This is a genomic window from Streptomyces sp. NPDC097129, assembly GCF_055668065.1.
In genome coordinates this window covers 167,341-190,573 of sequence record NZ_JBVOQE010000001.1, presented here as the reverse complement: position 1 = coordinate 190,573, position 23,233 = coordinate 167,341, and the positions used below count along the sequence as shown (strand labels likewise).

Here is a 23,233-nt window from a genome sequence, read left to right as displayed (position 1 = left end):
TCCGGTGTTCCGGGCGCCCTTCGCCGTTCATCCGCTGCCGTCAGTGGCGCCGCGCGGCCAGCGACAGCGTGCGGTGGGCTGCCGTCACCGCCGCCGCGTCGATGAAACGGCCGTCGGGCAGGGCCTGGGCGCCCTGGTGCGCGGCCGCCGCCTGGATCACCGCCTCCGCGTCGTCGATCTCCGCCGGGGTCGGCAGATAGGCCCGTTCGATCACCGGGAGCTGGCGCGGGTGGATCGCGGCGCGCCCGAGGAAGCCGAGGCCGCGGCCGTGGGCGCAGCTCGCGGCGAGGCCGTCCAGGTCGCGGATGTCGGGGTGGACGGACTGGGCCGGTGGCGGCAGCCCGGCCGCCCGAGCGGCGACGACCACCCGGGAGCGCGGCCAGTCCAGCCCGGCGTCGTCCCGGACTCCCAGATCGCCCCGCAGATCGGCCTCGCCCAGCGCGATGCCGCGCACGGCACGGTGAGCGGTCGCGATGGCATGGGCGAGCTCGATGCCGAGCGCCGACTCCAGAAGGGCGTACAGCGGCAAGGCCCCGCCGTCCGCGGCCACGGTGCGTTCGGCGACCCGGACGATCTGCTCGGGCCCGGCGACCTTCGGCAGCCGCAGCCCCGCCACGCCCGGCAGGTGGGCGAGGGCCCTCAGGTCGGCCTCCGCGAGCGGGCCGTCCAGGGCGTTGATCCGCACGTGCACCGGCACCTGGTGCGGGCGGGCGAGGAGGTCGGCGGTGGCGGCGCGGGCGTACTCCTTGCGGTCGGGGGCGACGGCGTCCTCCAGATCGACGACCACCACATCGGCCCCGCAGCCGAGCGCCTTGGCGACGACATGCGGCCGGTCGCCAGGGGCGTACAGCCAGGTGAGCGGGAAAGCGGCGCGCGAGGAAGCGGCCGGTGGGGAAGCGGCGGAGGGGGAAGCGGCCGACGGGGAAGAGGTGGAGCGGGAAGCGGCCGGCGGCGAAGAGGTGGAGCGAGAAGCGGCCGGTGAGGAAGACGCGGTCGGCGTGGCAGCGGTGGACGGGGTGCGTGGCGGGCTCGTCATACGGCGCCCTCCGCGCGCAGCGCGGCCACCTCGGCCGCGGTCAGCCCCAGCTCGGTGAGGACGGCGTCGGTGTCGGCGCCGTGCGGGCGGCCGGCCCAGCGGATCGCGCCGGGCGTGGCGGACAGCCGGAACAGCACGTTCTGCATGCGCAGCGGGCCCAGCTCCGGGTCCTCGACGGTGATGATCGAGGAGAGCGCCTGGTACTGCGGGTCGGTCATCACCTCCCGTACGTCCTGCACCGGCGCGATCGCCGCCTCCGCCTTCTCGAAGGCGGCGAGGACCTCCTCGCGGGGGCGGGCGGCGATCCAGCGGCCGACGGCCTCGTCGAGCAGGTCGGCGTGGCTGGCGCGGCCGTCGCCGGTGGCGAACCACGGCTCGGCGGTCAGCTCGGGGCGGCCCACCAGCTCCATCACCCGCTCCGCGACCGACTGGGCGGAGGTGGAGACGGCCACCCAGCCGCCGTCGGCGGTGCGGTAGGTGTTGCGCGGGGCGTTGTTGGCGGAGCGGTTTCCGGTGCGTTCCTGGACGTATCCGAGCTGGTCGTACCAGGTCGGGTGGGGGCCGAGGACGGTCAGGATCGGCTCGATGATCGCCATGTCGACGACCTGTCCGGCGCCGGTGCGTTCCCGGGCGGTCAGCGCGGACATCACCGCGTAGGCGGTGGCGAGCCCGGCGATGGAGTCGGCGAGGCCGAACGGCGGCAGCGTGGGCGGGGTGCCCGGTTCGCCGGTGATCGCGGCGAAGCCGCTCATCGCCTCGGCGAGCGTGCCGAAGCCGGGCCGGTGGGCGTAGGGGCCGAACTGGCCGAAGGCGGTGACCCGGGCGAGGACCAGCCGCGGGTTGGCGGCGGACAGCTCCTCCCAGCCGAGGTCCCACTTCTCCAGGGTGCCGGGGCGGAAGTTCTCCACGATGACGTCGGCGCCGGCGGCCAGCCGCAGCAGGGTGGTGCGGCCGCCCGGGGTGGACAGGTCGAGGGTGAGGGTGCGCTTGTTGCGGCCGAGCACCTTCCACCACAGGCCGATGCCGTCCTTCGCGGGGCCGTGACCGCGGGACGGGTCGGGTTTCGCCGGGTGCTCGACCTTGATCACCTCCGCGCCGAAGTCGCCCAGGAGGGTGGCCGCGAGGGGCCCGGCGAAGAGCGTGGCGAGGTCCAGCACCCGCAGGCCGGTGAGCGGGGCGTCGGCCGCGTCGGTCATGGGCGCGTTGCCTCCGGGTACGTCGGTCACGGGCGGGATGCCTCCGGGTGCGTCGCTCACGGATGGGATGCCTCCGGGTACGTCGGTCATGGCCGGGGTGCCTCCCGGTGCGTGGGTCATGGCCGGGTTGCCTCCCGGTGCGTGAGGTGGGCCAGGGCGTCGAAGCCGGTGCCGTCGAAGCCGCCGACACAGGTGGCGAGCCGGTTCTTCAGCGGGGCCGTCCAGCGGTCGGGCAGCGCGGCGGGGGAACCGGCGAGCAGTCCGGCGACGCTGCCGGCCGTCGCGCCGTTGGAGTCGGTGTCCCAGCCGCCCGACACCGCACGGCAGATGGACCCCGCGAAGTCCCCGTCGGCATGGGTGAGGGCGGCGGCCGTCAGCGCGGTGTTGGGCAGCGCGTGCACCCAGTGATGCGTGAGGGCATAGCGGGCGTGGAGACGGTCGACGACGGTGTCGAAGTCGGCGTGCTCGTGGGCGAGTCGGACCGCGTGCCGGACCGCCTGCGCCAGCCGGGAGCCGGGCGGGACCACCGTCAGGCCGGTGCGCAGGCAGGCGTGCACGTCCTTCGTGCCGGACGCGGCCGCGGCGAGGGTGGCCGCGGTGAACATCGCCGCGTACACGCCGTTCGCGGTATGCGTGAGGGTGGCGTCGCGGTGGGCCTGCTCGGCGGCGCCGGCCGGGTCGCCGGGGTTGGTCCAGCCGTGCATGTCGGCGCGGATCACGGCGCCGATCCATTCGCGGAAGGGGTTGCGGTGGCGGGCGGTCTGCGGGGGTTCGAGGCCGAGCAGCAGGTTGCGCAGGGCGATGCGCTCGGCGGTGAAGACCCGGCCGGGCGGCAGCTCGTCGAGCCACAGGCCGGCGACGTCGGCGGTGGTGAAGGCGCGGCCGTGAAGCTGGAGCAACAGCAGGTTCAGCAGCGGGTAGTTGAGGTCGTCGTCCTCGGGCATGCCCTCGATGGACTCGGCGAGGGAGGTGGCGGCCGACCGCCGGTTCCACGGGTGGGCCGCGAGCAGCTCGGCGGGCACGCCGCGGGCGGTGAACCAGGTGCTCAGCGGCCAGTTGCCGACCGCCTGGGCGAGGGCGCGGATGCCGTCGAGGGGGAGCTTCTCGACGGGCTTGCCGAGCAGGCAGCCGGCGGCCCGGCCGACCCAGGCCGCCTCCAGACGTTCCGGCGCGACGGGCGTACGGGGTGCGGGGGCGGGCCAGTGGGGGCAGAGCCGTTTGATCCGCTCCAGATCGGTCGGCTCGTCCAGCCGGCTGGGCAGATCGGCGAGTTCGTCCAGCAGGTCCTCGGCGAGCTGCCGCAGATAGCGGGAGGCGCGCCGCTCGGAGGCCCCGGCCCGCTCGGGGGCGTCCGGGCCGCCGGCCGCCCGCCAGCGCGCCGCGATCGCCTTCGGCTCGCGGCCGTCCAGGGCCGCCTGGCGCAGCTCGTGGCCGATCAGATCCTCCGGCTGGACCCAGGTCAGTCGCCGCATCCGGCGCCTCCCAGTCGCGCGAACGCCTCCTCGTGGACGCGCCGGCGCTCCACGTCCCGCCGGAAGACCTCCCGGGCGACCCCGGTGAGGGTGCGGGCCGGCTCCCACAGGTCGAGACGGCTGGCCTCGGCGACCGTCTTCGCCCAGTCGTCCGGGACCGGGGAGCCGAGGGCGCCGGCCAGGGCGCCCGCCATCGTCGCGATGGAGTCGCAGTCGCGGCCGTAGTTCACCGCGCCGAGCACGGCGTGCCGGTAGTCGCCGCGTGCCACCAGCACCATCCCGAGCGCGACGGGCAGTTCCTCGATCGCGTGCAGCCGGGAGGGGCGGCGGGCGCCGAGCGAAGGGGAGCGGTAGTCGGGGCCCACGGTGTCGAACGGGGCGACCGCCGCCCGCAGCGGGGCGAGCGCCGACTCGAAGTCCGTGTACCGGGCGGCGACTTCGCACACCGCCTCGATCGCCGCCCGGGTGCCGTCCTTGGCCAGGCCCAGGCACGCGCGCACCACCGACTCCGGTGTCGCGCCCGGCGTACAGGCCGCCGCCACGGCCGCGGCGAGGACACCGGCCGCCTCCCGGCCGTACGACGACTGGTGGGCGCCCGCCACGTCCAGCGCCTCGGCGTACGCGCCCGCCGGATTGGCCGCGTTGACCAGGCCGACCGGGGCCATGTACATCGCGGCGCCGCAGTTGACGAGGTTGCCGACGCCGGCCTCGCGGGGGTCGACATGACCGTAGTGCAGGCGGGCGACCAGCCACTTCTCCGCCAGGAAGATCCGCTGCAGCGGCAGCGCCTCCGCCTCCAGCTCCGGGATCCAGCGCGGGGTGGTCATCAGGTCCGGGACCAGGTGGCCGGCGACCGCGTAGGCGTCGAGGTGGTCGCGGACCGTGCCGTAGACCCGGACCAGGGCGTGGGTCATCAGGGTGTCGTCGGTGACGTGCCCGTCGCCCTTGTGGTACGGCGCGAGGGGGCGGGCGGTGCGCCAGTCGTCACCGTGCCAGGGGCCGACGATGCCGTGGACGCGGCCGCCGTGGCGTTCGGTGATCTGGTCGGGGGAGTAGCCCTCGACCGGGCCGCCGAGTGCGTCGCCGACCGCGGCGCCGACGAGGGCGCCGGTGATCCGGTCCGCCAGCGTCGCCGCCCCGGGGGTTTCTTCTCCTTTGGGCGTCATGGGCCGAATCATCCTCCTGGCAGGGCCGGTTGCGCGGCTTCCAGCAGCTCGGCGAGTTCCACCAGGTCGGTGCCGGTCAGCCGGGGCAGGGCGCAGCCGGTGAGGGTGCGGCAGGCGGCACGCCAGGTCTCGGGGATCGCGTCCGCCCCGCCGAGCGCGCCGGTCAGGGCGCCGGTGAGGGCCGGGGCGGAGTCGGCGACCCGGGACAGGCACGCGGCGGCGGGTACGGCGGCGGCGATACGGCCGTCGGCCGCGGTGGCCAGGGCGAGGGCGACCGGCACGGTCTCGGCGGCGGCGATGCCGTAGCTGTAGACGTGGTCGACGATCTGGTGCTCCAGCGGCGGGACCAGGGCGAAGGCGCTGCCGGCGTCGTGGGCGAGGTGCAGGGCGTGCCGGGCGTTGCGGCCGATCTCGGTGTCGGGCGGGAGTTCACCGAGGGCCGCGGTCACACAGGTGCCGGTGTCGGCGCCGGAGAGGGCGAGCGCCAGGGCCGCCGCCATCGCCCGGGCGCCGTGCACGCCGTCGCCGTCCTGGGTGTAGCGGGCGTCGAACTCGGCGAGGCCGGCGGCGGCCCGGGGGTCGCCGACGTGCGCGGCGGCCAGGACGCAGGCGCGCACGCAGGCGGCGTCGTCGAAGTAGTGCGGGTTGTCGTGGCCGGTGGCGGGCGGGCGCAGACCGGCGGCGAGATTGCCGAGGCCGGCGCGCACGGAGATGCGGGCGCGCAGGGGCAGGACGGCGGACTCGATCTCTGCGGCCCGCTCCGCCGCGGCGGCGACCTCGGCGGCCACGGCGGTCCAGGTGAGGTCGAGGGCGGTGCGCACCCGGCGCTCCCGGCTGAGGTCGCCAAGGGCGTGGTCGTCCCCGGCCCGCAGCACCGCCTCGGCGGCGAACGCCGCCCACTCGGCGTCGTCGGAGGGGCCGAGCCGCAGCGGTTCCGGGGGCTGGTTGAGGGCGATGGGGACGGGGAGGGTGGTCGTGGCGTTCTGCTCGGCGAAGGTGTCCAGCTCGCGGGTGAGCCGACGGGTCCACTCCGGCATCCGCGCGGCGCGGTGCCGCGCGGCGGGCCATCCGGCCGCGTCGCCGGCGGCGAGCCCGAGGAGCAGCCCTTCGATACGGCGGGTCACGGCTTCACCTCGTCGTCGGGCTCACCGGGATCCACTGCCGGTACGAGAGGGTTCAGCGCCCGGGAACCCCGGGACGGCGCCGCCCACCCGCCGGCCGGCTCGGCCGGGGGAGGGCCGGACGCGGGGGAGCCCGGCACCTCTTCCCGCACCTCGCCCCCCACGTCGTCCCGCGCCTCTTCCGGTACCTCGCCCCCCACGTCGTCCCGCGCCTCTTCCGGTGCCTCGTCCCCCACGTCGTCCCGCGCCTTTTCCGGTGCCTCGCCCCGCCCCCCTTCCCGTACCTCGTTCCTGACCTCTTCCCGCACCTCGTCCGGCACGAAGTCGGGCACCCCGCCGCCGGGCACCACGCCGATGGGAACCCCGCCGCTCGGCGTCACTCCGCTCGGCACCCCGCCGCCGGGCGCCACGATCCGCGCCGCCCACGCGCCGGTCTCGCCGTCGGCCCGGGCCCGGGCCCCGTGGGTTGCCTCGTCGCCCCCGCTCGCGCCGCTCACCAGCAGGTCCGCCACCTCCAGTACGTGCCGTCCCTTCATCGCCGGCAGGCAGCTGCCCCGGGCCGGGCCGATCGCCGCCGCCCAGTCGGCCGGGATCGCCGCCACCCCCTGCGTCGCGCCCGCCAGGGCGCCCGCCACCGCGGCCGTCGTGTCCGCGTCGCGGCCCATGTTGACGGCCGTGAGCACCGCGTCGCGGAAGTCGCCGTCGGCCGCCGCGTAGGCGCCGAAGGCGAGGGCGACCGCCTCGGGGGCGAGGTCGGTCCAGGGGTAGCCGCCGATGACGACGGCGGTGCGCACCGCGCGTTCGCCGCGGTGGGCGGCGATGACCGCGCGCCGCAGGGAGCGGGCCGTCCAGGAGTCGTCCGGTACGACGGTGAGCGCGGCCGCGACGACCGCCTCCGGCGCGGCGCCGCCCATCGCCGCCGCGACCCCGGCCGCGACCGCCTGGCCGCCGTAGATGCCCTCGCCCTCATGGCTGACCGAGCCGTCGATCGCGGCGAGCCGTGCCGCCTCCGCCGGGCGGCCCGCGGCGTGCACCCCGGACACCGCGGCGCGCATGGCGAGCCCGTCGCTCCAGGCGTGCCGGTGCTGGGCGGAGATGGGCGCGGCCAGGCCCCGGCGCAGGTTCTCCAGCGTGCCGCGCTCGCTGAAGCCCGCGCCGCGGAAGGGGCCCTCGGCGCGGTCGGCGATCCACTCGTGCCAGGCCGCCTCGACGTCGGCCGGGGTCAGCGCCGAGCCGTGCCGGGCGAGCAGCAGCCCGGAGAAGATCGTGTACTCGGTGTCGTCGGTGCCGGCGGGCTCGGCGGCGACGAATCCGGTGATACGGCCCCAGCGGGCGCGGATCTCGGAGGGCTTGAGGTTCTCCGCGGGCGCCCCGAGGGCGTCTCCGACGGCGAGGCCGAGCAGGGCGCCGCGGGCCCGCTCACGGATCGAGGCCATGGCGGCGTCACCTCCGGGGAGTCCCGTCGAGGGCGTGCAGCCCTTTGCGCCAGGTGTGCCACGGCGGCCGACCCGCCTCGCGCGTCCCGGCCCGGTGTCACCCGGTCGGCCGTCCCCCGGTGAGCGGGTAAAGCCGCAGGTTAGCGCAGCCTTTCCTTGCTGGCGGCGAAGGAAGCACCGAGCTAGATTTGGCGTTGTCAGAACTTGGAATCTGTCCAGACTTAGCTTTGCCTTAGCTTTCTTGGGGGACCGCAATGGCCATCATCGACACCCGGGCGGCGCTGCACGAGGCGCACCGCGACAACCACACCCACCGTGATGTCAACGGAGGGTGGCTGCGCCCCGCCGTCTTCGGCGCGATGGACGGCCTGGTCTCCAACCTCGCCCTGATGACCGGTGTCGCGGGCGGATCCGTCGGCCAGCACACGATCGTGCTGACCGGGCTCGCGGGCCTGGCCGCCGGCGCCTTCTCGATGGCGGCCGGCGAGTACACCTCGGTCGCCTCCCAGCGCGAGCTGGTCGAGGCCGAACTGGACGTGGAGCGGCGCGAACTGCGCAAGCACCCCGCGGACGAGGAGGCGGAGCTCGCCGCCCTGTACGCGGCGCGGGGCGTGGAGCCCGAGCTGGCCCGTGAGGTCGCCCGGCAGCTGTCGCAGGACCCCGAGCAGGCGCTGGAGATACACGCCCGCGAGGAGCTGGGCATCGACCCGGGCGATCTGCCGTCGCCGCTGGTCGCGGCCGTGTCGTCGTTCGGTTCCTTCGCGCTCGGCGCCCTGCTGCCCGTGCTGCCTTATCTGCTCGGCGCGACCGTGCTGTGGCCTTCCCTGCTGCTCGCGCTGTTCGGGCTGTTCGCCTGCGGCGCGGTGGTCGCCAAGGTGACCGCGCGCAGCTGGTGGTACAGCGGTTTGCGCCAGCTTGTCCTGGGTGGTGCCGCGGCCGGTGTGACGTACGCCCTGGGCAGCCTGTTCGGAACGGCCGTAGGATGACGCGGCTGGTACTTATGCGAAGGGGCGCATAAGTTCTCCATTACCCGCTGGTTTCAGCTGCATGACGGCGGGGCATGAGCCGTAAGCGCTGCGGGCAATGAGGCTCGCGGTAGCTCGCGGTACCCCCACCGGGGTGTGCGACGACGCCCGTCCCGGTCTCGGTCCGGCAGGCATCGATCTGCCCGCGCCGGACCCCCCATCACTTCCCGTCCGGGGTCGCTTCACCCCCACCCGCGCACCCCGCGGCGTCCGCATGATGGAACGGAGTATCCGGTTCCCGAGAACCGCTCCATCATGTAACCTGCACGAAATTTTGCGATCACGCAGAGGGCCAACGTCGTCCCTCGGCACCTGCACATGCCACTTGACGACGACGGGAGAGCCGATGCGTACGCCGCGCCAGCCGTCCCAGCATTCCGCGAATGGCCAGAAGTGGTCCTTCATGGATGCTCGCCCTGCTGCCCAGGGTATGTACGACCCCCGCAACGAGCGCGACGCCTGCGGCGTCGGCTTCGTCGCCACCCTTACCGGCGAGGCGTCCCACACGCTGGTCGAACAGGCCCTGACGGTCCTGCGCAACCTGGAGCACCGCGGTGCCACCGGCTCCGAGCCCGACTCGGGCGACGGCGCGGGCATCCTCTCCCAGGTCCCCGACGCGTTCTTCCGCGAGGTGGCCGGATTCGAGCTGCCCGAGGCCGGCGCCTACGCCGTCGGCATCGCCTTCCTGCCGGAGGACGGCGCCGCCGACGCCGTCTCACAGATCGAGACGATCGCCGCCGACGAAGGCCTGACCGTCCTCGGCTGGCGCGAGGTCCCCGTCGCCCCGGAGCTGCTGGGCGCCACCGCCCGCTCCACCATGCCGGTCTTCCGCCAGCTCTTCGTCTCCGAGGGCGCCAGCACCGGCATCGCCCTGGACCGCAAGGCGTTCGTGCTGCGCAAGCGCGCCGAGCGCGAGGCGGGCGTCTACTTCCCGTCGCTGTCCGCGCGGACCATCGTCTACAAGGGCATGCTGACCACCGGCCAGCTCGAGCCCTTCTTCCCGGACCTCTCCGACCGCCGCTTCGCCTCCGCGATCGCGCTCGTGCACTCCCGGTTCTCCACGAACACCTTCCCGTCGTGGCCGCTCGCGCACCCCTACCGCTTCGTCGCGCACAACGGTGAGATCAACACCGTCAAGGGCAACCGCAACTGGATGACCGCCCGCGAGTCGCAGCTGGTCTCCGACCTGTTCGGGCCGCAGGAGAAGATCGAGCGGATCTTCCCCCTGTGCACGCCCGACGCCTCCGACTCCGCGTCCTTCGACGAGGTGCTGGAGCTGCTGCACCTGGGCGGCCGTTCGCTGCCGCACTCCGTGCTGATGATGATCCCGGAGGCGTGGGAGAACCACGACTCCATGGACCCGGCCCGGCGTGCCTTCTACCAGTTCCACTCCACGATGATGGAGCCCTGGGACGGCCCCGCCTGCGTCACCTTCACCGACGGCACCCAGGTCGGCGCCGTGCTCGACCGCAACGGTCTGCGCCCCGGCCGCTACTGGGTCACCGACGACGGCCTCGTCGTCCTCGGCTCCGAGGTCGGCGTCCTCGACATCGACCCCGCGAAGGTCGTCCGCAAGGGCCGTCTGCAGCCCGGCCGGATGTTCCTCGTCGACACCGCCGAGCACCGCATCATCGAGGACGACGAGATCAAGTCGCAGCTCGCCGCCGCGGCCCCCTACGCCGAATGGCTGGAGGCCGGCGAGATCGAGCTGGGCGACCTGCCCGAGCGCGAGCACATCGTCCACACCCACGCCTCGGTCACCCGCCGCCAGCAGACCTTCGGGTACACCGAGGAGGAGCTGCGCGTCATCCTCGCCCCGATGGCCCGCGCCGGCGCCGAGCCGATCGGCTCCATGGGCACCGACAGCCCGATCGCGGCCCTCTCCGAGCGCCCGCGCCTGCTCTTCGACTACTTCACCCAGCTGTTCGCGCAGGTCACCAACCCGCCGCTGGACGCGATCCGCGAGGAGCTCGTCACCTCGCTGCGCTCCTCGCTGGGCCCGGAGGGCAACCTGCTGGAGCCGACGTCCGCCTCGTGCCGCTCGGTCACCCTGCCCTTCCCGGTGATCGACAACGACGAGCTGGCCAAGCTCATCCACATCAACGCCGACGGCGACATGCCCGGCTTCAAGGCCGCGACCCTGTCCGGCCTGTACCGGGTGCACGGCGGCGGCGAGGCCCTCGCGGCCCGCATCGAGGAGATCTGCGCCGAGGCCGACGCCGCCATAGACAACGGCGCCCGCCTGATCGTCCTCTCCGACCGCCACTCCGACGCCGAGCACGCGCCGATCCCGTCGCTGCTGCTCACCGCGGCCGTCCACCACCACCTCATCCGCACCAAGCAGCGCACCCAGGTGGGCCTGCTGGTCGAGGCCGGCGACGTCCGCGAGGTCCACCACGTCGCCCTGCTGATCGGCTACGGCGCCGCCGCCGTCAACCCGTACCTGGCGATGGAGTCGGTGGAGGACCTGCTGCGCGCGGGGACCTTCCTGAACGGCCTGGAGCCCGAGAAGGCCATCAAGAACCTGATCTACGCCCTCGGCAAGGGCGTGCTGAAGGTCATGTCGAAGATGGGCATCTCCACCGTCGCCTCCTACCGCGGCGCCCAGGTCTTCGAGGCCGTCGGCCTGGACGAGGAGTTCGTCACCAAGTACTTCAGCGGCACCACCACCAAGATCGGCGGCGTCGGCATCGACGTCGTCGCCAAGGAGGTCGCCGCCCGCCACGCCAAGGCCTACCCGGCCTCCGGCATCGCCCCGGCGCACCGCGCGCTGGACATCGGCGGCGAGTACCAGTGGCGCCGCGAGGGCGAGCCGCACCTGTTCGACCCGGAGACGGTCTTCCGCCTCCAGCACTCCACGCGCAGCGGCCGCTACGACATCTTCAAGAAGTACACGGACCGCGTGAACGAGCAGTCCGAGCGCCTGATGACGCTGCGCGGCCTGTTCGGCTTCAAGTCCGGCCGCGGACCGATCCCGGTCGACGAGGTCGAGCCGGTCTCGGAGATCGTCAAGCGCTTCTCCACCGGCGCGATGTCGTACGGCTCCATCTCGCAGGAGGCGCACGAGACCCTCGCCATCGCCATGAACCAGCTGGGCGGCAAGTCCAACACCGGTGAGGGCGGCGAGGACCCGGAGCGCCTGTACGACCCGGCGCGCCGCTCGGCGATCAAGCAGGTGGCCTCCGGCCGCTTCGGCGTGACCTCCGAGTACCTGGTCAACGCGGACGACATCCAGATCAAGATGGCCCAGGGCGCCAAGCCCGGCGAGGGCGGCCAGCTGCCCGGCCACAAGGTCTACCCGTGGGTCGCGAAGACCCGTCACTCCACGCCGGGTGTCGGCCTGATCTCCCCGCCGCCGCACCACGACATCTACTCCATCGAAGACCTCGCCCAGCTCATCCACGACCTGAAGAACGCGAACCCGCAGGCGCGGATCCACGTGAAGCTGGTCTCCGAGGTCGGCGTCGGCACGGTCGCGGCCGGTGTGTCCAAGGCGCACGCGGACGTCGTCCTCATCTCCGGCCACGACGGCGGCACGGGCGCCTCCCCGCTCACCTCGCTCAAGCACGCGGGCGGTCCCTGGGAGCTCGGTCTCGCCGAGACCCAGCAGACCCTGCTGCTCAACGGCCTGCGCGACCGGATCGTCGTGCAGACCGACGGCCAGCTCAAGACCGGCCGTGACGTGGTCATCGCCGCGCTGCTGGGCGCCGAGGAGTTCGGTTTCGCGACCGCTCCGCTGGTCGTCTCCGGTTGCGTGATGATGCGCGTGTGCCACCTGGACACCTGCCCGGTCGGCATCGCCACCCAGAACCCGGTGCTGCGCGACCGCTTCGCCGGCAAGGCCGAGTACGTGGTGAACTTCTTCCGGTTCATCGCGCAGGAGGTCCGCGAGCTGCTGGCCGAGCTGGGCTTCCGCTCCATCGAGGAGGCCGTCGGCCACGCCGAGGTGCTGGACGTCGAGCGCGCGGTCGACCACTGGAAGGCTCAGGGCCTGGACCTGAACCCGCTCTTCCACGTGCCCGAGCTGCCCGAGGGCGCGGTCCGCCACCAGGTCATCGCCCAGGACCACGGCCTGGAGAAGGCCCTCGACAACGAGCTGATCAAGCTGGCCGCCGACGCGCTGGCCGCCGGGAGCGCGACGGACGCACAGCCGGTCCGCGCCCAGGTCGCCATCCGCAACATCAACCGCACGGTCGGCACCATGCTCGGCCACGAGGTGACGAAGAAGTTCGGCGGTGCGGGCCTGCCCGACGACACCATCGACATCACCTTCACCGGCTCCGCCGGCCAGTCCTTCGGCGCCTTCGTGCCGCGCGGCGTCACGCTGCGCCTGGAGGGCGACGCCAACGACTACGTCGGCAAGGGCCTGTCCGGCGGCCGGATCGTCGTCCGCCCGGACCGGGCCGCCGACCACCTCGCCGAGTACAGCGTCATCGCCGGCAACACCATCGGCTACGGCGCGACCGGCGGCGAGATGTTCCTGCGCGGCAAGACCGGCGAACGCTTCTGCGTGCGCAACTCCGGTGCGCTGGTCGTCTCCGAGGGCGTGGGCGACCACGGCTGCGAGTACATGACCGGCGGTCACGCGGTCGTCCTCGGTGAGACGGGCCGCAACTTCGCGGCCGGCATGTCCGGCGGCATCGCGTACGTCATCGACCTGGACCGCGACAACGTCAACGTCGGCAACCTCGACGCGGTGGAGGCGCTGGACGAGACGGACAAGCAGTGGCTGCACGACGTCGTGCGCCGCCACCAGGAGGAGACCGGCTCCACCGTGGCCGCCAAGCTCCTGGCCGAGTGGGACACCGCCGTCGAGCGCTTCAGCAAGATCATCCCCAGCACGTACAAGGCAGTGCTCGCCGCCAAGGACGCCGCCGAGCGAGCCGGTCTGTCCGAGACCGAGATCACCGAGAAGATGATGGAGGCGGCGATCAATGGCTGACCCGAAGGGCTTTTTGAACCACGGCCGCGAGGTCGCCAAGTCCCGCCCGGTGCCCGAGCGCGTCAGGGACTGGAACGAGGTCTACGTCCCCGGCTCCCTGCTGCCGATCATCTCCAAGCAGGCCAGCCGCTGCATGGACTGCGGCATCCCGTTCTGCCACAACGGCTGTCCGCTCGGGAATCTCATCCCCGAGTGGAACGACTACGCCTACCGCGAGGACTGGGGCGCCGCCTCCGAGCGCCTGCACGCGACCAACAACTTCCCGGAGTTCACCGGTCGCCTGTGCCCGGCGCCCTGCGAGTCGGCGTGCGTGCTCGGCATCAACCAGCCGCCGGTCACCATCAAGAACGTCGAGGTCTCGATCATCGACAAGGCGTGGGAGACCGGGGACGTCGCCCCGCAGATCCCCGAGCGCCTGTCCGGCAAGACCGTCGCCGTCGTCGGCTCGGGCCCCGCGGGCCTGGCCGCCGCCCAGCAGCTCACCCGGGCCGGCCACACGGTCGCCGTCTACGAGCGCGCGGACCGCGTCGGAGGCCTCCTCCGCTACGGCATCCCCGAGTTCAAGATGGAGAAGCGGCACATCAACCGCCGTATCGAGCAGATGCGCGCGGAAGGCACCCGCTTCCGCACCGGCATCGAGATCGGCCGCGACCTGAAGGCCACGGACCTGAAGAAGCGGTACGACGCGGTCGTGCTCGCCGTGGGCGCCACCACCGCCCGCGACCTGCCCGTGCCGGGCCGTGAGCTCAAGGGCATCTACCAGGCCATGGAGTACCTGCCCCTGGCGAACAAGGTCCAGGAGGGCGACTTCGTGGCGCCCCCGATCTCCGCCGAGGGCAAGCACGTCGTCGTCATCGGCGGCGGTGACACCGGCGCCGACTGCGTGGGCACCGCCCACCGCCAGGGCGCCGCCTCCGTCACCCAGCTGGAGATCATGCCCCGCCCCAGCGAGGAGCGGCACCCGACGAACCAGCCCTGGCCGACCTTCCCGATCCTGTACAAGGTCACCTCGGCCCACGAGGAGGGCGGCGAGCGGATCTACTCCGCCTCCACCACCCACTTCGAGGGCGACGAGGACGGCAACGTGCAGTGGCTGCACCTGGCCGAGGTCGAGTTCGTCGACGGCAGGCTGACCACCAAGCCGGGCACCGAGCGCAAGATCCCCGCCCAGCTGGTCACCCTCGCGATGGGCTTCACCGGCACCGACCGGGACAACGGCCTGGTGGAGCAGTTCGGCCTGGACCTCGACGAACGCGGTAACATCGCCCGCGACGCCGATTTCCAGACCAACGTCCCCGGTGTCTTCGTCGCCGGTGACGCCGGCCGTGGCCAGTCCCTGATCGTGTGGGCGATCGCGGAGGGCCGCTCGGCCGCCCGCGGCGTCGACCGCCACCTGACCGGAGCCAGCGACCTGCCGGCCCCGATCCGGCCGACCGACCGCGCCCTGACGGTCTGACGGCCCCGCATACGTCCCGTACAACGGCGTACGGAACACAGACGGCGCCTGCCCTGTCCCCGACCGGACCCCGGGCAGGCGCCGTCGCCTTTCCGCACACACCTACGGCACCCGGTACGACTCCCCGTACACCTCCCAGCTCAGCGGGGTGTCCAGGGCCAGATTGCCGGCCCCGAGCCAGCGCCGCTGGGCCGTGTCGATGCGGGAGGTGTCCTGCGTGGTCCGGCGCTGCTTCATCGCCGCGCGGCGCACGTCCAGGAAGGCCGAGAGGTACGTCTTCTCCTCGCCGCCCTGCGCCGGGGTCTTCGCCTGCCGCATCGCCCGCTCACGCAGCACGTAGAAGCCGTCGGCGTCGATGCCCGGCCCGTGCAGCACCATCGCGTCGTAGTACACGAACTGGCCCAGCGTGCCCAGGCCGTCCAGCTTGGCCAGGCGCACCGCCGGCTCGAAGTACACCTCGTCGCGCTCGCGGTCCTGCGTCCGCCGGAACGCCGGCAGCTTCGCCTCCGCTTTCCACGCGGCCGGGAAACCCGGGTCGAGACCCTCGTGCGAGTCGGTGCCGTCCACCGCGCGCAGCGCCGGCAGATAGCGCGCCAGGCCGTTGCCCGGGTGGTCCTTGCTGTAGCGCTCGACGAGGCCGAGCAGGTCATGGGTGGCGGTGCAGAAGCCGATGACGCCGGCCGTGTAGCCGCAGCCGTCGCCGCTGTCCTCGATGGAGCCGTAGGAGGCCCGCCAGTCGAGCGTGGAGCTCTCGGCGCTGGCCACGATCTTCTGCGCCAGCTCCTTCTTCGCGGGCGCGGCCAGCCCCGGCGGGGCGTCGGCCGGCACCTGGGCGTCCTCCGACCGCAGCCGGCGGCCCTGCTCCGCGCGGACCTTGGCGTCCTGGCGGGACTGCTGCCCGGCCGGCGCCGGGCGGCCGTCGTCCGACGGGGCGAGGAAGTAGAACGCCGCCGTCGCGACGACGGGAAAGGCGGCGAACAGCAGACAACCGGCGCGTTTCATGGCGTGTCTCCCCTCCCGCTCACGCCGTGACCGAGGTCAGCTCGACGACCTTGCCCCACGCGCACAGCGCGAGCAGCGCCAGCAGCGCCACACACGCGCCCGCCTGGACCAGACCGCGGTAGCGGCCGCGCGGCGCGTAGGCGTACGCCAGGCTCACCGCTCCGCCGGTCAGCAGACCGCCGAGGTGGCCCTGCCAGGACGTCAGACCGGCCGAGATCAGCATCCACAGCAGCAGCCCGCCCATGTACCGGTTGACCTGCCCGAGGTCGCCGCCCATGCGCCGCGCCAGGACGTAGTACGCCGCGCCCAGCCCGAAGACAGCCCCCGAGGCGCCCACCGACTCGGTCGCCGGGTCGGCGATGAGCAGCTCCAGCACCGAACCGCCGAGCGCGGCCAGCAGATACAGCGCCAGGTAGCGGACCCGGCCGAGCAGGGCCTCCGCGACGCGGCCGATCTGCCACAGCGCGAGCATGTTCATCACGATGTGCGCGATCCCGAACGCGCCCTGGGTGGGCGGCAGATGCAGGAAGGCGCCGGTCAGCAGCCGCTCCCACTCGCCGGCCACCACACCCTGGGCGTGGTAGTCCGCCGGGAAGCCGCTGTCGTAGAGGTAGTAGCCGCCGTCCGGGCCGACCAGCCGGGCGCCGAGCATGGAGAACCGCTCCACGGTCTGCGGCCGCACCAGCTCGGCCACATAGGCGAGCACGTTCAGGCCGATCAGCACGCAGGTGAGTACCGGCGCCGCCGGCACCCGGCCGCCCACGACGGTACGGGCCTGCCGCACCGAACGCGCGCCCTCCTTCACGCACTCCACGCACTGGTGGCCGACCGCCGCCTCGCGCATGCAGCCGGGGCAGATGAACCTCTCGCAGCGGGTGCAGCGGACGTGGGATTCCACCTTGGGGTGGCGAAAGCAGGTGGTGACGGCGGACTCGGGTTCCACGCAGGCTCCTTGCAGAGATGGGACGGACGGTGAGCCGGTGGGGTCGGCGGCGAACAAAATAACGAACGCCGGTGGATCGGGGGAGGCCAGGGCGTCTGCGACGTACTCTCGGCAGCCATGACCACACATCCGAGGGGGAGACGCGCATGGCCGCGATCAGTCTGACGAAGGTGGAGGAGACCGCGCCCGCGCTGGTGAGCCTCTACAAGTCCGCCGGGGTCTCGCTCACCCGGCACGGCCTGGACGGCCTCAGGGCGGCCGTCCACCTCGTGATCGACTACTCGGGCTCGATGAAGCCGTACTACAAGGACGGCAGCGTGCAGGCGCTCGCCGACCGCGTGCTGGGGCTGGCCGCGCACCTCGACGACGACGGCAGCGTGCCGGTCGTCTTCTTCTCCACGGACGTCGACGCCGTCACCGACATCGCGCTCGCCGACCACCGGGGCCGGATCGACCGGATCGTCGCCGGGCTCGGCCACATGGGCCGGACGAGCTACCACCTGGCCATGGACACCGTCATCGACCACTACCTCGACAGCGGCGCGCGGGAACCCGCCCTGGTGGTCTTCCAGACCGACGGCGGCCCGATCAACAAGCTCGCCGCGGAACGCTACCTGTGCAAGTCGGCGCGCCTCCCGCTGTTCTGGCAGTTCGTCGGCTTCGGCGACCCGGACAGCGGGCAGTTCGACTTCCTGCGCAAGCTCGACGACCTCGCCGTACCGGACAAACGGCCGGTCGACAACGCCGGCTTCTTCCACGCCGGCGCGGACCCGCGCACCATCTCCGACACCGAGCTGTACGACCGCCTGCTGGGGGAGTTCCCGCAGTGGCTGGCGGCCGCCCGCGCCCAGGGCATCGTGCGCCCCGCCTGACCGTGCCACCGCCCGCCGAACCGAAGCCGCCCGGGTACGGCCACAATGGACCCGTGCCGACCAAGAAGAAGCCGCAGGTGACCGCCGCCCCCCCGGAGCGCCGCCAGGAACTCCTCGCTACCGCCGCCGAGGTCTTCGCCGAGCAGGGCTACAACGCCACCACCGTCCGCCGCATCGCGGACCACGCGGGCATGCTCGCCGGCAGCCTCTACTACCACTTCGACTCCAAGGAGTCGATGCTCGAGGAGATCCTGCGCACCTTCCTCGACGAGCTCTGGGCCGGTTACGACACCGTCCTGGCCGCCGAGCTGGGCCCCGGCGAGACGCTGCGGGCCCTGGTCACCGAGTCCTTCCGGGAGATCGACCGGCACCGCGACGCGGTCGCCATCTACCAGAAGGAGTCCCGCCACCTCGTCACCCAGGAGCGGTTCGCCTTCCTCGCCGAGTCGCAGCGCCGCTTCGAACAGGCATGGCTGTCCACCCTGGAACGCGGGGTGGCCGCGGGGGAGTTCCGCGCCGACCTCGACCTCCGCCTGACCTACCGCTTCCTGCGCGACACCGTCTGGGTCGCCGCCTCCTGGTACCGGCCCGGAGGCCGTCACACCCCTGAGGAGATCGCCCGCCAGTACCTGTCGATGGTCCTGGAGGGCATCGCGGTAGGCGGTTAGACACGACGGCCCGCAGCCGCCCGCGGCGGGGAGGGGACGGGGTGGGGGGTGTCCGCCCGCAGCGGCCGGCACCGGCGGAGGGCACGCTGGGCTGTATCGATATGCGGCTCCGCCGCGTGGGCGCGACCAGCCACAACGAAAGCCTCAGACAAAGGGCGACCCGGCGCCGCAGGCCTACCCACTGGACCCCCGCACCCGCAGCTCCGGCAAAATCGCCACCCGATGCCGGGCCCGCTCCGGCTCGGCCAGCCTCCACGCGATCAGCTCGACCGCTGCCACCCCCACCGCCCGCTTCCGCGGCGCCACCGCGCTCAGCGGAACGTCGGCCAGCGCCGCGACCTCGTCGTCGTACGCCACCAGCGCCACGTCGTCCGGCACCCGGACCCCCCGCGCCCGCAGCCGCTGCAGCACCACGATCGCGTCATGGTCGTTGTGCACGAGCGCCGCATCGACCCGCCCCGACACCACCGCGTCGGTGAACTCCTCCAGCACCCGCTCCCGTTCCCCGGCCCGTCCCTGCGACGGCAGCGGCATCACGACGTCACCGGGCAGCCCCACCCCCGCGAGCCCGCCCACGAACCCCTCCCGCACCAGCCCCCGGTGCGGACTGTCGTCCCGCAGCAACAACCCGATCCGCGACCGGCCACCCCCCGCCAGATGCCGCACGGCGATCCGCGCACCGTAGGCATGGTCGCTGACCACCTGCTCGGCGTCCGTGACGTCGTCCCCCGGCTGCCGCTCCACGAGCACATACGGCACCCCGGGTTCATCCGGCAGGAAGCCCTCACCCACCCGCTCGCACGGAGTGATCAGCAACCCGTCGATCCCCTCGGAGAGCATGTGCCGCACCTGCGCCCGCTCCTGCTCCGGGTCGTACTGCGAGATGCCGAGGACGAGCCGCACCCCCCGCTCGGCGGCCGCCTCCCGCGCACCCTTGATCACCTCGGGGTAGTAGTAGTCCGCGGCAGGCACGACGAGCCCCACGACAGGCTCCCGCCCGCCCCACCCGGGCGCCCCGGCCTGCGCCACCGGGACGGCTTCCGGCAGCACCGCACCCCCGTGCACCCGGACGAGCAACCCGCGCTCGGCGAGCGCCTCCACATCCCGTCGGACGGTGATCGCCGAGACCCCCAGCGTGGCGGCGACGTCACTGACCCGCACGGAACCGCTCTCCCGCACCCTGCGCAGAATCTCCTGATGCCGTTCCCTGGCGTGCGCCACGTCAGCTCCCCTTACGACGGCACCACGAACTCATCCTGACCCTCACCAGCACCCTAGCCCGCACCCGACCGCATTTGAACGTTTCTGAGCGAACGAACAAATCCATGCCACCTTGTGCGATTCATTGCCGACCCGTGTTCGTTCGTGTTAGAAACCGCTTCACCTCACCGCGGACAGGGCCGCCCCACCCCGGTCCGCGCCCTCCTCGCACCGGAGGTACACCGCATGCCCCGCATGACCCGCCGCGCCGTACTGCGCGCCGCCCTCACCACCGCCGCAGCGGCCCCCCTCGCCCTCGCCCTCCCCGGCACCGCCCAAGCCGCCGACACCACCCCCTCGCAGGCCGACCCCTACGACACCCTCCGCCTGAAATGGCGCAGCCTCCTGCTCGGCACCGGCTTCGACCCCACCGCCGAGCCCTACGCCGGCCGCCTCACCGCCCTCGGCGCCACCGCCGCCGGACTGCGCGCCACGATGAACCCCGCGCCCGGCTCCCTGTGGCCCGACCTGCCCTACGCCGACCCCGACCCGGACACCGACAGCGCGTCGTACACGTACTCCGGCAACATGGCCACCAGCTACACCCGGCTGCGCACCCTCAGCGAGGCCTACGCCCAGCCCGGCACCGGCCTCACCGGCGACGCCGCGCTGCTCGCCGGGATCGTCACCGGCCTCGACCATCTGCACACCGAGGTGTACAACGCGGGCCAGGCCCGCTACGGCAACTGGTGGAGCTGGCAGATCGGCGCCCCGCAGGCCCTGCTCGACATCGCCACCCACCTCTACGACAGCCTCGGCGCCACCCGGATCGCCGACTACGCCGCCGCCGTCGACCACTTCGTCCCCGACAGCGCGGTCGCGCAGTACACCGGCACCTCCACCGGCGCCAACCGCGTCGACCTGTGCCGGGTCATCGCCCTGCGCGGCGTCCTCGGCAAGGACCCCGCCAAGCTCGCCCTCGCCCGCGACGCCCTCAGCCCCGTCTTCCCCTACGTCACCTCCGGCGACGGCCTCTACGCCGACGGCAGCTTCATCCAGCACACCTACGTCCCCTACGCCGGCTCCTACGGCGCGGTCATGCTCGGCGGGCTGTCCCTGCTGTTCGCCCTGCTGGAAGGCTCGGCCTGGGAGGTCACCGACCCGGGCCGGCAGGTCATCCTCGACTCCGTCGAGAAGGCGTACGCGCCGTTCCTCTTCAACGGCCTCGCCATCGACAACGTCTCAGGACGCGCGGTCAGCCGGGGCGTGCAGAAAAGCGACACCCGCGCCGTCCTCCAGGACGACCACCTGCGCGGACACGCCATCATCGCCTGCGTCGCCCTGCTCGCCCACAGCGCGTCCCCGGCCGAACGCACCCGCTGGGAGGCCATGATCAAGGGCTGGATCGCCCGCGCCGCCTACCGCCCGATCCTCACCAGCGACGCCCTGAACGTGGCCCAGCTGGCCCGCCTGAAGTCGATCGCCGACTCCACCACGACCACCGCCGCCCCCGAACCCACCGGCCACCGCCTCTTCCCCGGCATGGACCGGGCCGTGCACCGCCGCCCCGGCTGGGCCGCGAGCGTCTCCATGGCCTCGAACCGGATCACCTACTACGAGAACGGCAACGGCGAGCACCTGCACGGCTGGCACAGCGGCTCCGGAATGCTCTACTGGTGGGGCGACACCTTCGGCAACGGCCAGTACAGCGACAGCTTCTGGGCCACCGTCGACCCCATGCGGCTGCCCGGCACCACCGTCTCCCGCAAGCCGCTCGCCGACGGCGAGGGCGGCGCCTGGGGCGCGGCCCGTCCCGACGTGCGCTGGGTCGGCGGCGCCACCGACGGCACGTACGCGGCCGTCGGCCAGCACCTCAAGGGCCTGTCCTCCACCCTGCAGGCCAAGAAGTCCTGGTTCTTCCTCGACGACATGATCGTCTGCCTGGGGGCCGGCATCCAGAGCGACGACGCGGCCGGCGTCGAGACGATCGTCGACAACCGCAACCTCGGCGCGACCGGCACCCACGCCCTCACCGTCGACGGCGTCCCGCAGCCCACCACCCTCGGCCGGCACACCGCGTTCCCCCGCGCCCGCTGGGCCCACCTCGCCGGCTTCGGCGGTTACGTCTTCCCCGGCGGTGCCACCCTGCAGACGCTGCGCGAGGCCCGCACCGGCTCCTGGTCCGCCATCAACACCGGCGGCACCACCGACCCCGTCACCCGCCGCTACCTCACCCTCTGGACGGACCACGGCACCGACCCGGCCGCGGCCGACTACGCGTACGCGATCCTGCCCGGCGCCACGGCCCGGCAGACCGCCGCCCGCGCCGCCGACGCCGGCCGGCTGAAGATCCTCGCCAACACCGGCGACCAGCAGGCCGTGCGCGCACCCGCCCTCGGCTTCACCGGCGTCAACTTCTGGCTCGCCGGCACCGTCGGCGACCTCACCGCGAGCACCCCGGCGAGCGTCATGATCCGCTGCGGCGGCGGCACGGCCACCCTCTGCGTCTCCGGCCCGCTGCGCGACGGCGCGCCCATCGACGTCACCTGGAACCGGCCGGTGTCCGCGGTGCGGTCGGCCGACCCCACGGTGCAGGTGCTCGCGACCGGCACCGCACTGACCTTGCGCATCACCCCGGGCACCCTCGGCGCCGTACACACAGCACAGCTCACCTTGGCCTAGGTGTCGCACTCCCACACCGTCCGGCACAGCGCGCACCGCGCGCGTACCCGCCCCCGCACCGGCACCCTGATCCGCTGATGGCAGGTCGGGCACGGGAACGACACCCGCAACGGCCCGTGCCCGTCCGGGGCGAAGCTGTACGGCACGCCGTCCGGCGCCGTCACGCGCGCGTGCTCCTGCGCGTGACGGCGATCGCGCGCGTAGCGCCGGCGTCCCGCCCAGCCGGCCGCCGTGAGCGGCGGCTGCCGCTCGTCCAGCCGGGCCAGCGCCATCCCCGCGCCGTACGCCTCGTACGCCCGGGCGCTGGTGAACCACGTCGAGGGGTCCTCCCCGAACAGCAGCGACCGCTTCGCCAGCACGTACCCGAACTCCTCCGGCGTGAGATAGCCCAGCTTCTGCGACGACGCCCCGTCCTCCCGGTAGGCGTCCAGCAGCAGCCAGCCCGCACCCAGATACGTCGTCGCCGTGTCGGTGAGGATCTCGTTCTCCCGCGTGCCCGGGAACGCCAGGTCCAGCCGGTGCAGATACACATGCATGATCTCGTGCGCGAGAGCCGCCCCGATGTCCCGCCGATGCGTCCGGAACCGGTCATTCAGCTCCACGAAGTACTCCGGCCCGGCGGTCAGTTCGACGTTCGCCGCATGGGTCATCTCACGGAAGGAGACGATCAGCCGCGCGTCGGGGAGCCGGTAGTGCCGCACCAGCTCCCGCGCCACCCGCTGCGCCCCCAGATACAGGTCGTCGGTGTCGCAGAACGCCACGTCCACCGGCGCCACACTCGTCGCGAACGTGGCGATCGTGTCGTACGACAGGCGCTTGTACAGCGCGGTGACGGCGGCCCGCACCGTGTACAGATGCGGGTAGCCGTGCCGGACCGGTCCGCCGTTGGCCACGCCCAACCCCCAAGTCGCTGGAGCCCGCCTCCACTGTACGCAGACCGGGCCGGACCTCCGCCAGGCCGGCTCCGCGGATCCTCGCTGGTCGGGCGGCACCCGGCACGCACTAGGGTGGACGGC

At 73.2% G+C, this 23,233-nt stretch carries 16 protein-coding genes; 6 read left to right on the top strand and 10 right to left on the bottom strand.

The window, feature by feature from the left end:
- Positions 1-40: 40 nt before the first annotated feature.
- The 6 genes from AC0B9F_RS00860 to AC0B9F_RS00835 all read right to left on the bottom strand — a co-directional run bounded on the left by AC0B9F_RS00860 (position 41) and on the right by AC0B9F_RS00835 (position 7,427).
- Positions 41-1,036, bottom strand: a complete 996-nt coding sequence (locus AC0B9F_RS00860; RefSeq protein WP_471998058.1) for an HpcH/HpaI aldolase/citrate lyase family protein — start codon at positions 1,034-1,036, stop codon at positions 41-43.
- The gene (locus tag AC0B9F_RS00855) at positions 1,033-2,232 is read right to left on the bottom strand and encodes a CaiB/BaiF CoA transferase family protein (RefSeq protein ID WP_471998972.1); all 1,200 of its coding nucleotides are present in this window, start codon (positions 2,230-2,232) and stop codon (positions 1,033-1,035) included. The genes AC0B9F_RS00860 and AC0B9F_RS00855 overlap by 4 nt, the downstream gene beginning before the upstream one ends.
- Before the next feature lie 116 nt (positions 2,233-2,348).
- Entirely contained in the window at positions 2,349-3,704 is a 1,356-nt protein-coding gene (locus AC0B9F_RS00850) for an ADP-ribosylglycohydrolase family protein (protein WP_471998057.1), read from the bottom strand.
- On the bottom strand, positions 3,692-4,870 hold the full coding sequence (locus tag AC0B9F_RS00845; RefSeq protein WP_471998055.1) for an ADP-ribosylglycohydrolase family protein: 1,179 nt from the start codon (positions 4,868-4,870) through the stop codon (positions 3,692-3,694). The genes AC0B9F_RS00850 and AC0B9F_RS00845 overlap by 13 nt, the downstream gene beginning before the upstream one ends.
- An 8-nt stretch (positions 4,871-4,878) precedes the next feature.
- Positions 4,879-5,994, bottom strand: a complete 1,116-nt coding sequence (locus AC0B9F_RS00840) for an ADP-ribosylglycohydrolase family protein (protein WP_471998053.1) — start codon at positions 5,992-5,994, stop codon at positions 4,879-4,881.
- A complete protein-coding gene (locus tag AC0B9F_RS00835) occupies positions 5,991-7,427 on the bottom strand; it encodes an ADP-ribosylglycohydrolase family protein (protein ID WP_471998052.1) in 1,437 nt (478 codons plus the stop codon). Before AC0B9F_RS00835 ends, AC0B9F_RS00840 begins: the two co-directional genes overlap by 4 nt.
- Positions 7,428-7,681: 254 nt before the next feature.
- On the opposite strand from AC0B9F_RS00835, the gene AC0B9F_RS00830 reads away from it, so the two are divergent.
- The 3 genes from AC0B9F_RS00830 to AC0B9F_RS00820 all read left to right on the top strand — a co-directional run bounded on the left by AC0B9F_RS00830 (position 7,682) and on the right by AC0B9F_RS00820 (position 14,850).
- Positions 7,682-8,413 (top strand): VIT1/CCC1 transporter family protein, encoded by a 732-nt coding sequence (locus AC0B9F_RS00830; RefSeq protein ID WP_471998050.1) that lies wholly within the window; start codon positions 7,682-7,684, stop codon positions 8,411-8,413.
- 385 nt (positions 8,414-8,798) lie between these two features.
- On the top strand, positions 8,799-13,394 hold the full coding sequence (gene gltB, locus AC0B9F_RS00825) for a glutamate synthase large subunit (protein WP_471998048.1): 4,596 nt from the start codon (positions 8,799-8,801) through the stop codon (positions 13,392-13,394).
- Positions 13,387-14,850 (top strand): glutamate synthase subunit beta, encoded by a 1,464-nt coding sequence (locus AC0B9F_RS00820; protein ID WP_471998047.1) that lies wholly within the window; start codon positions 13,387-13,389, stop codon positions 14,848-14,850. The genes gltB and AC0B9F_RS00820 overlap by 8 nt, the downstream gene beginning before the upstream one ends.
- Positions 14,851-14,952: 102 nt before the next feature.
- On the opposite strand, the gene AC0B9F_RS00815 is transcribed toward AC0B9F_RS00820, so the two are convergent.
- Both AC0B9F_RS00815 and AC0B9F_RS00810 read right to left on the bottom strand, forming a co-directional pair.
- A complete protein-coding gene (locus tag AC0B9F_RS00815) occupies positions 14,953-15,852 on the bottom strand; it encodes a chitosanase (RefSeq protein ID WP_471998046.1) in 900 nt (299 codons plus the stop codon).
- A 19-nt stretch (positions 15,853-15,871) separates the two neighbouring features.
- A complete protein-coding gene (locus AC0B9F_RS00810; protein WP_471998045.1) occupies positions 15,872-16,795 on the bottom strand; it encodes a rhomboid family intramembrane serine protease in 924 nt (307 codons plus the stop codon).
- Between the two features lie 146 nt (positions 16,796-16,941).
- Between AC0B9F_RS00810 and AC0B9F_RS00805 the strand changes: the two genes are divergently transcribed.
- Positions 16,942-17,667, top strand: a complete 726-nt coding sequence (locus AC0B9F_RS00805) for a vWA domain-containing protein (RefSeq protein WP_471998044.1) — start codon at positions 16,942-16,944, stop codon at positions 17,665-17,667.
- A 53-nt stretch (positions 17,668-17,720) separates the two neighbouring features.
- Entirely contained in the window at positions 17,721-18,335 is a 615-nt protein-coding gene (locus AC0B9F_RS00800; RefSeq protein WP_471998043.1) for a TetR/AcrR family transcriptional regulator, read from the top strand.
- A 174-nt stretch (positions 18,336-18,509) separates the two neighbouring features.
- Here AC0B9F_RS00800 and AC0B9F_RS00795 read toward each other — a convergent pair whose 3' ends face one another.
- Positions 18,510-19,556 carry a LacI family DNA-binding transcriptional regulator gene (locus AC0B9F_RS00795; protein WP_471998042.1) on the bottom strand — a complete coding sequence of 349 codons (1,047 nt, stop codon included), beginning with the start codon at positions 19,554-19,556 and terminating at the stop codon, positions 18,510-18,512.
- A 225-nt stretch (positions 19,557-19,781) separates the two neighbouring features.
- On the opposite strand from AC0B9F_RS00795, the gene AC0B9F_RS00790 reads away from it, so the two are divergent.
- Positions 19,782-22,217 (top strand): polysaccharide lyase 8 family protein, encoded by a 2,436-nt coding sequence (locus tag AC0B9F_RS00790; RefSeq protein WP_471998041.1) that lies wholly within the window; start codon positions 19,782-19,784, stop codon positions 22,215-22,217.
- On the opposite strand, the gene AC0B9F_RS00785 is transcribed toward AC0B9F_RS00790, so the two are convergent.
- Positions 22,214-23,110 (bottom strand): zinc ribbon domain-containing protein, encoded by an 897-nt coding sequence (locus AC0B9F_RS00785; RefSeq protein ID WP_471998039.1) that lies wholly within the window; start codon positions 23,108-23,110, stop codon positions 22,214-22,216. The two genes, AC0B9F_RS00790 and AC0B9F_RS00785, sit on opposite strands and share 4 nt — an antisense overlap.
- Positions 23,111-23,233 lie beyond the last annotated feature (123 nt).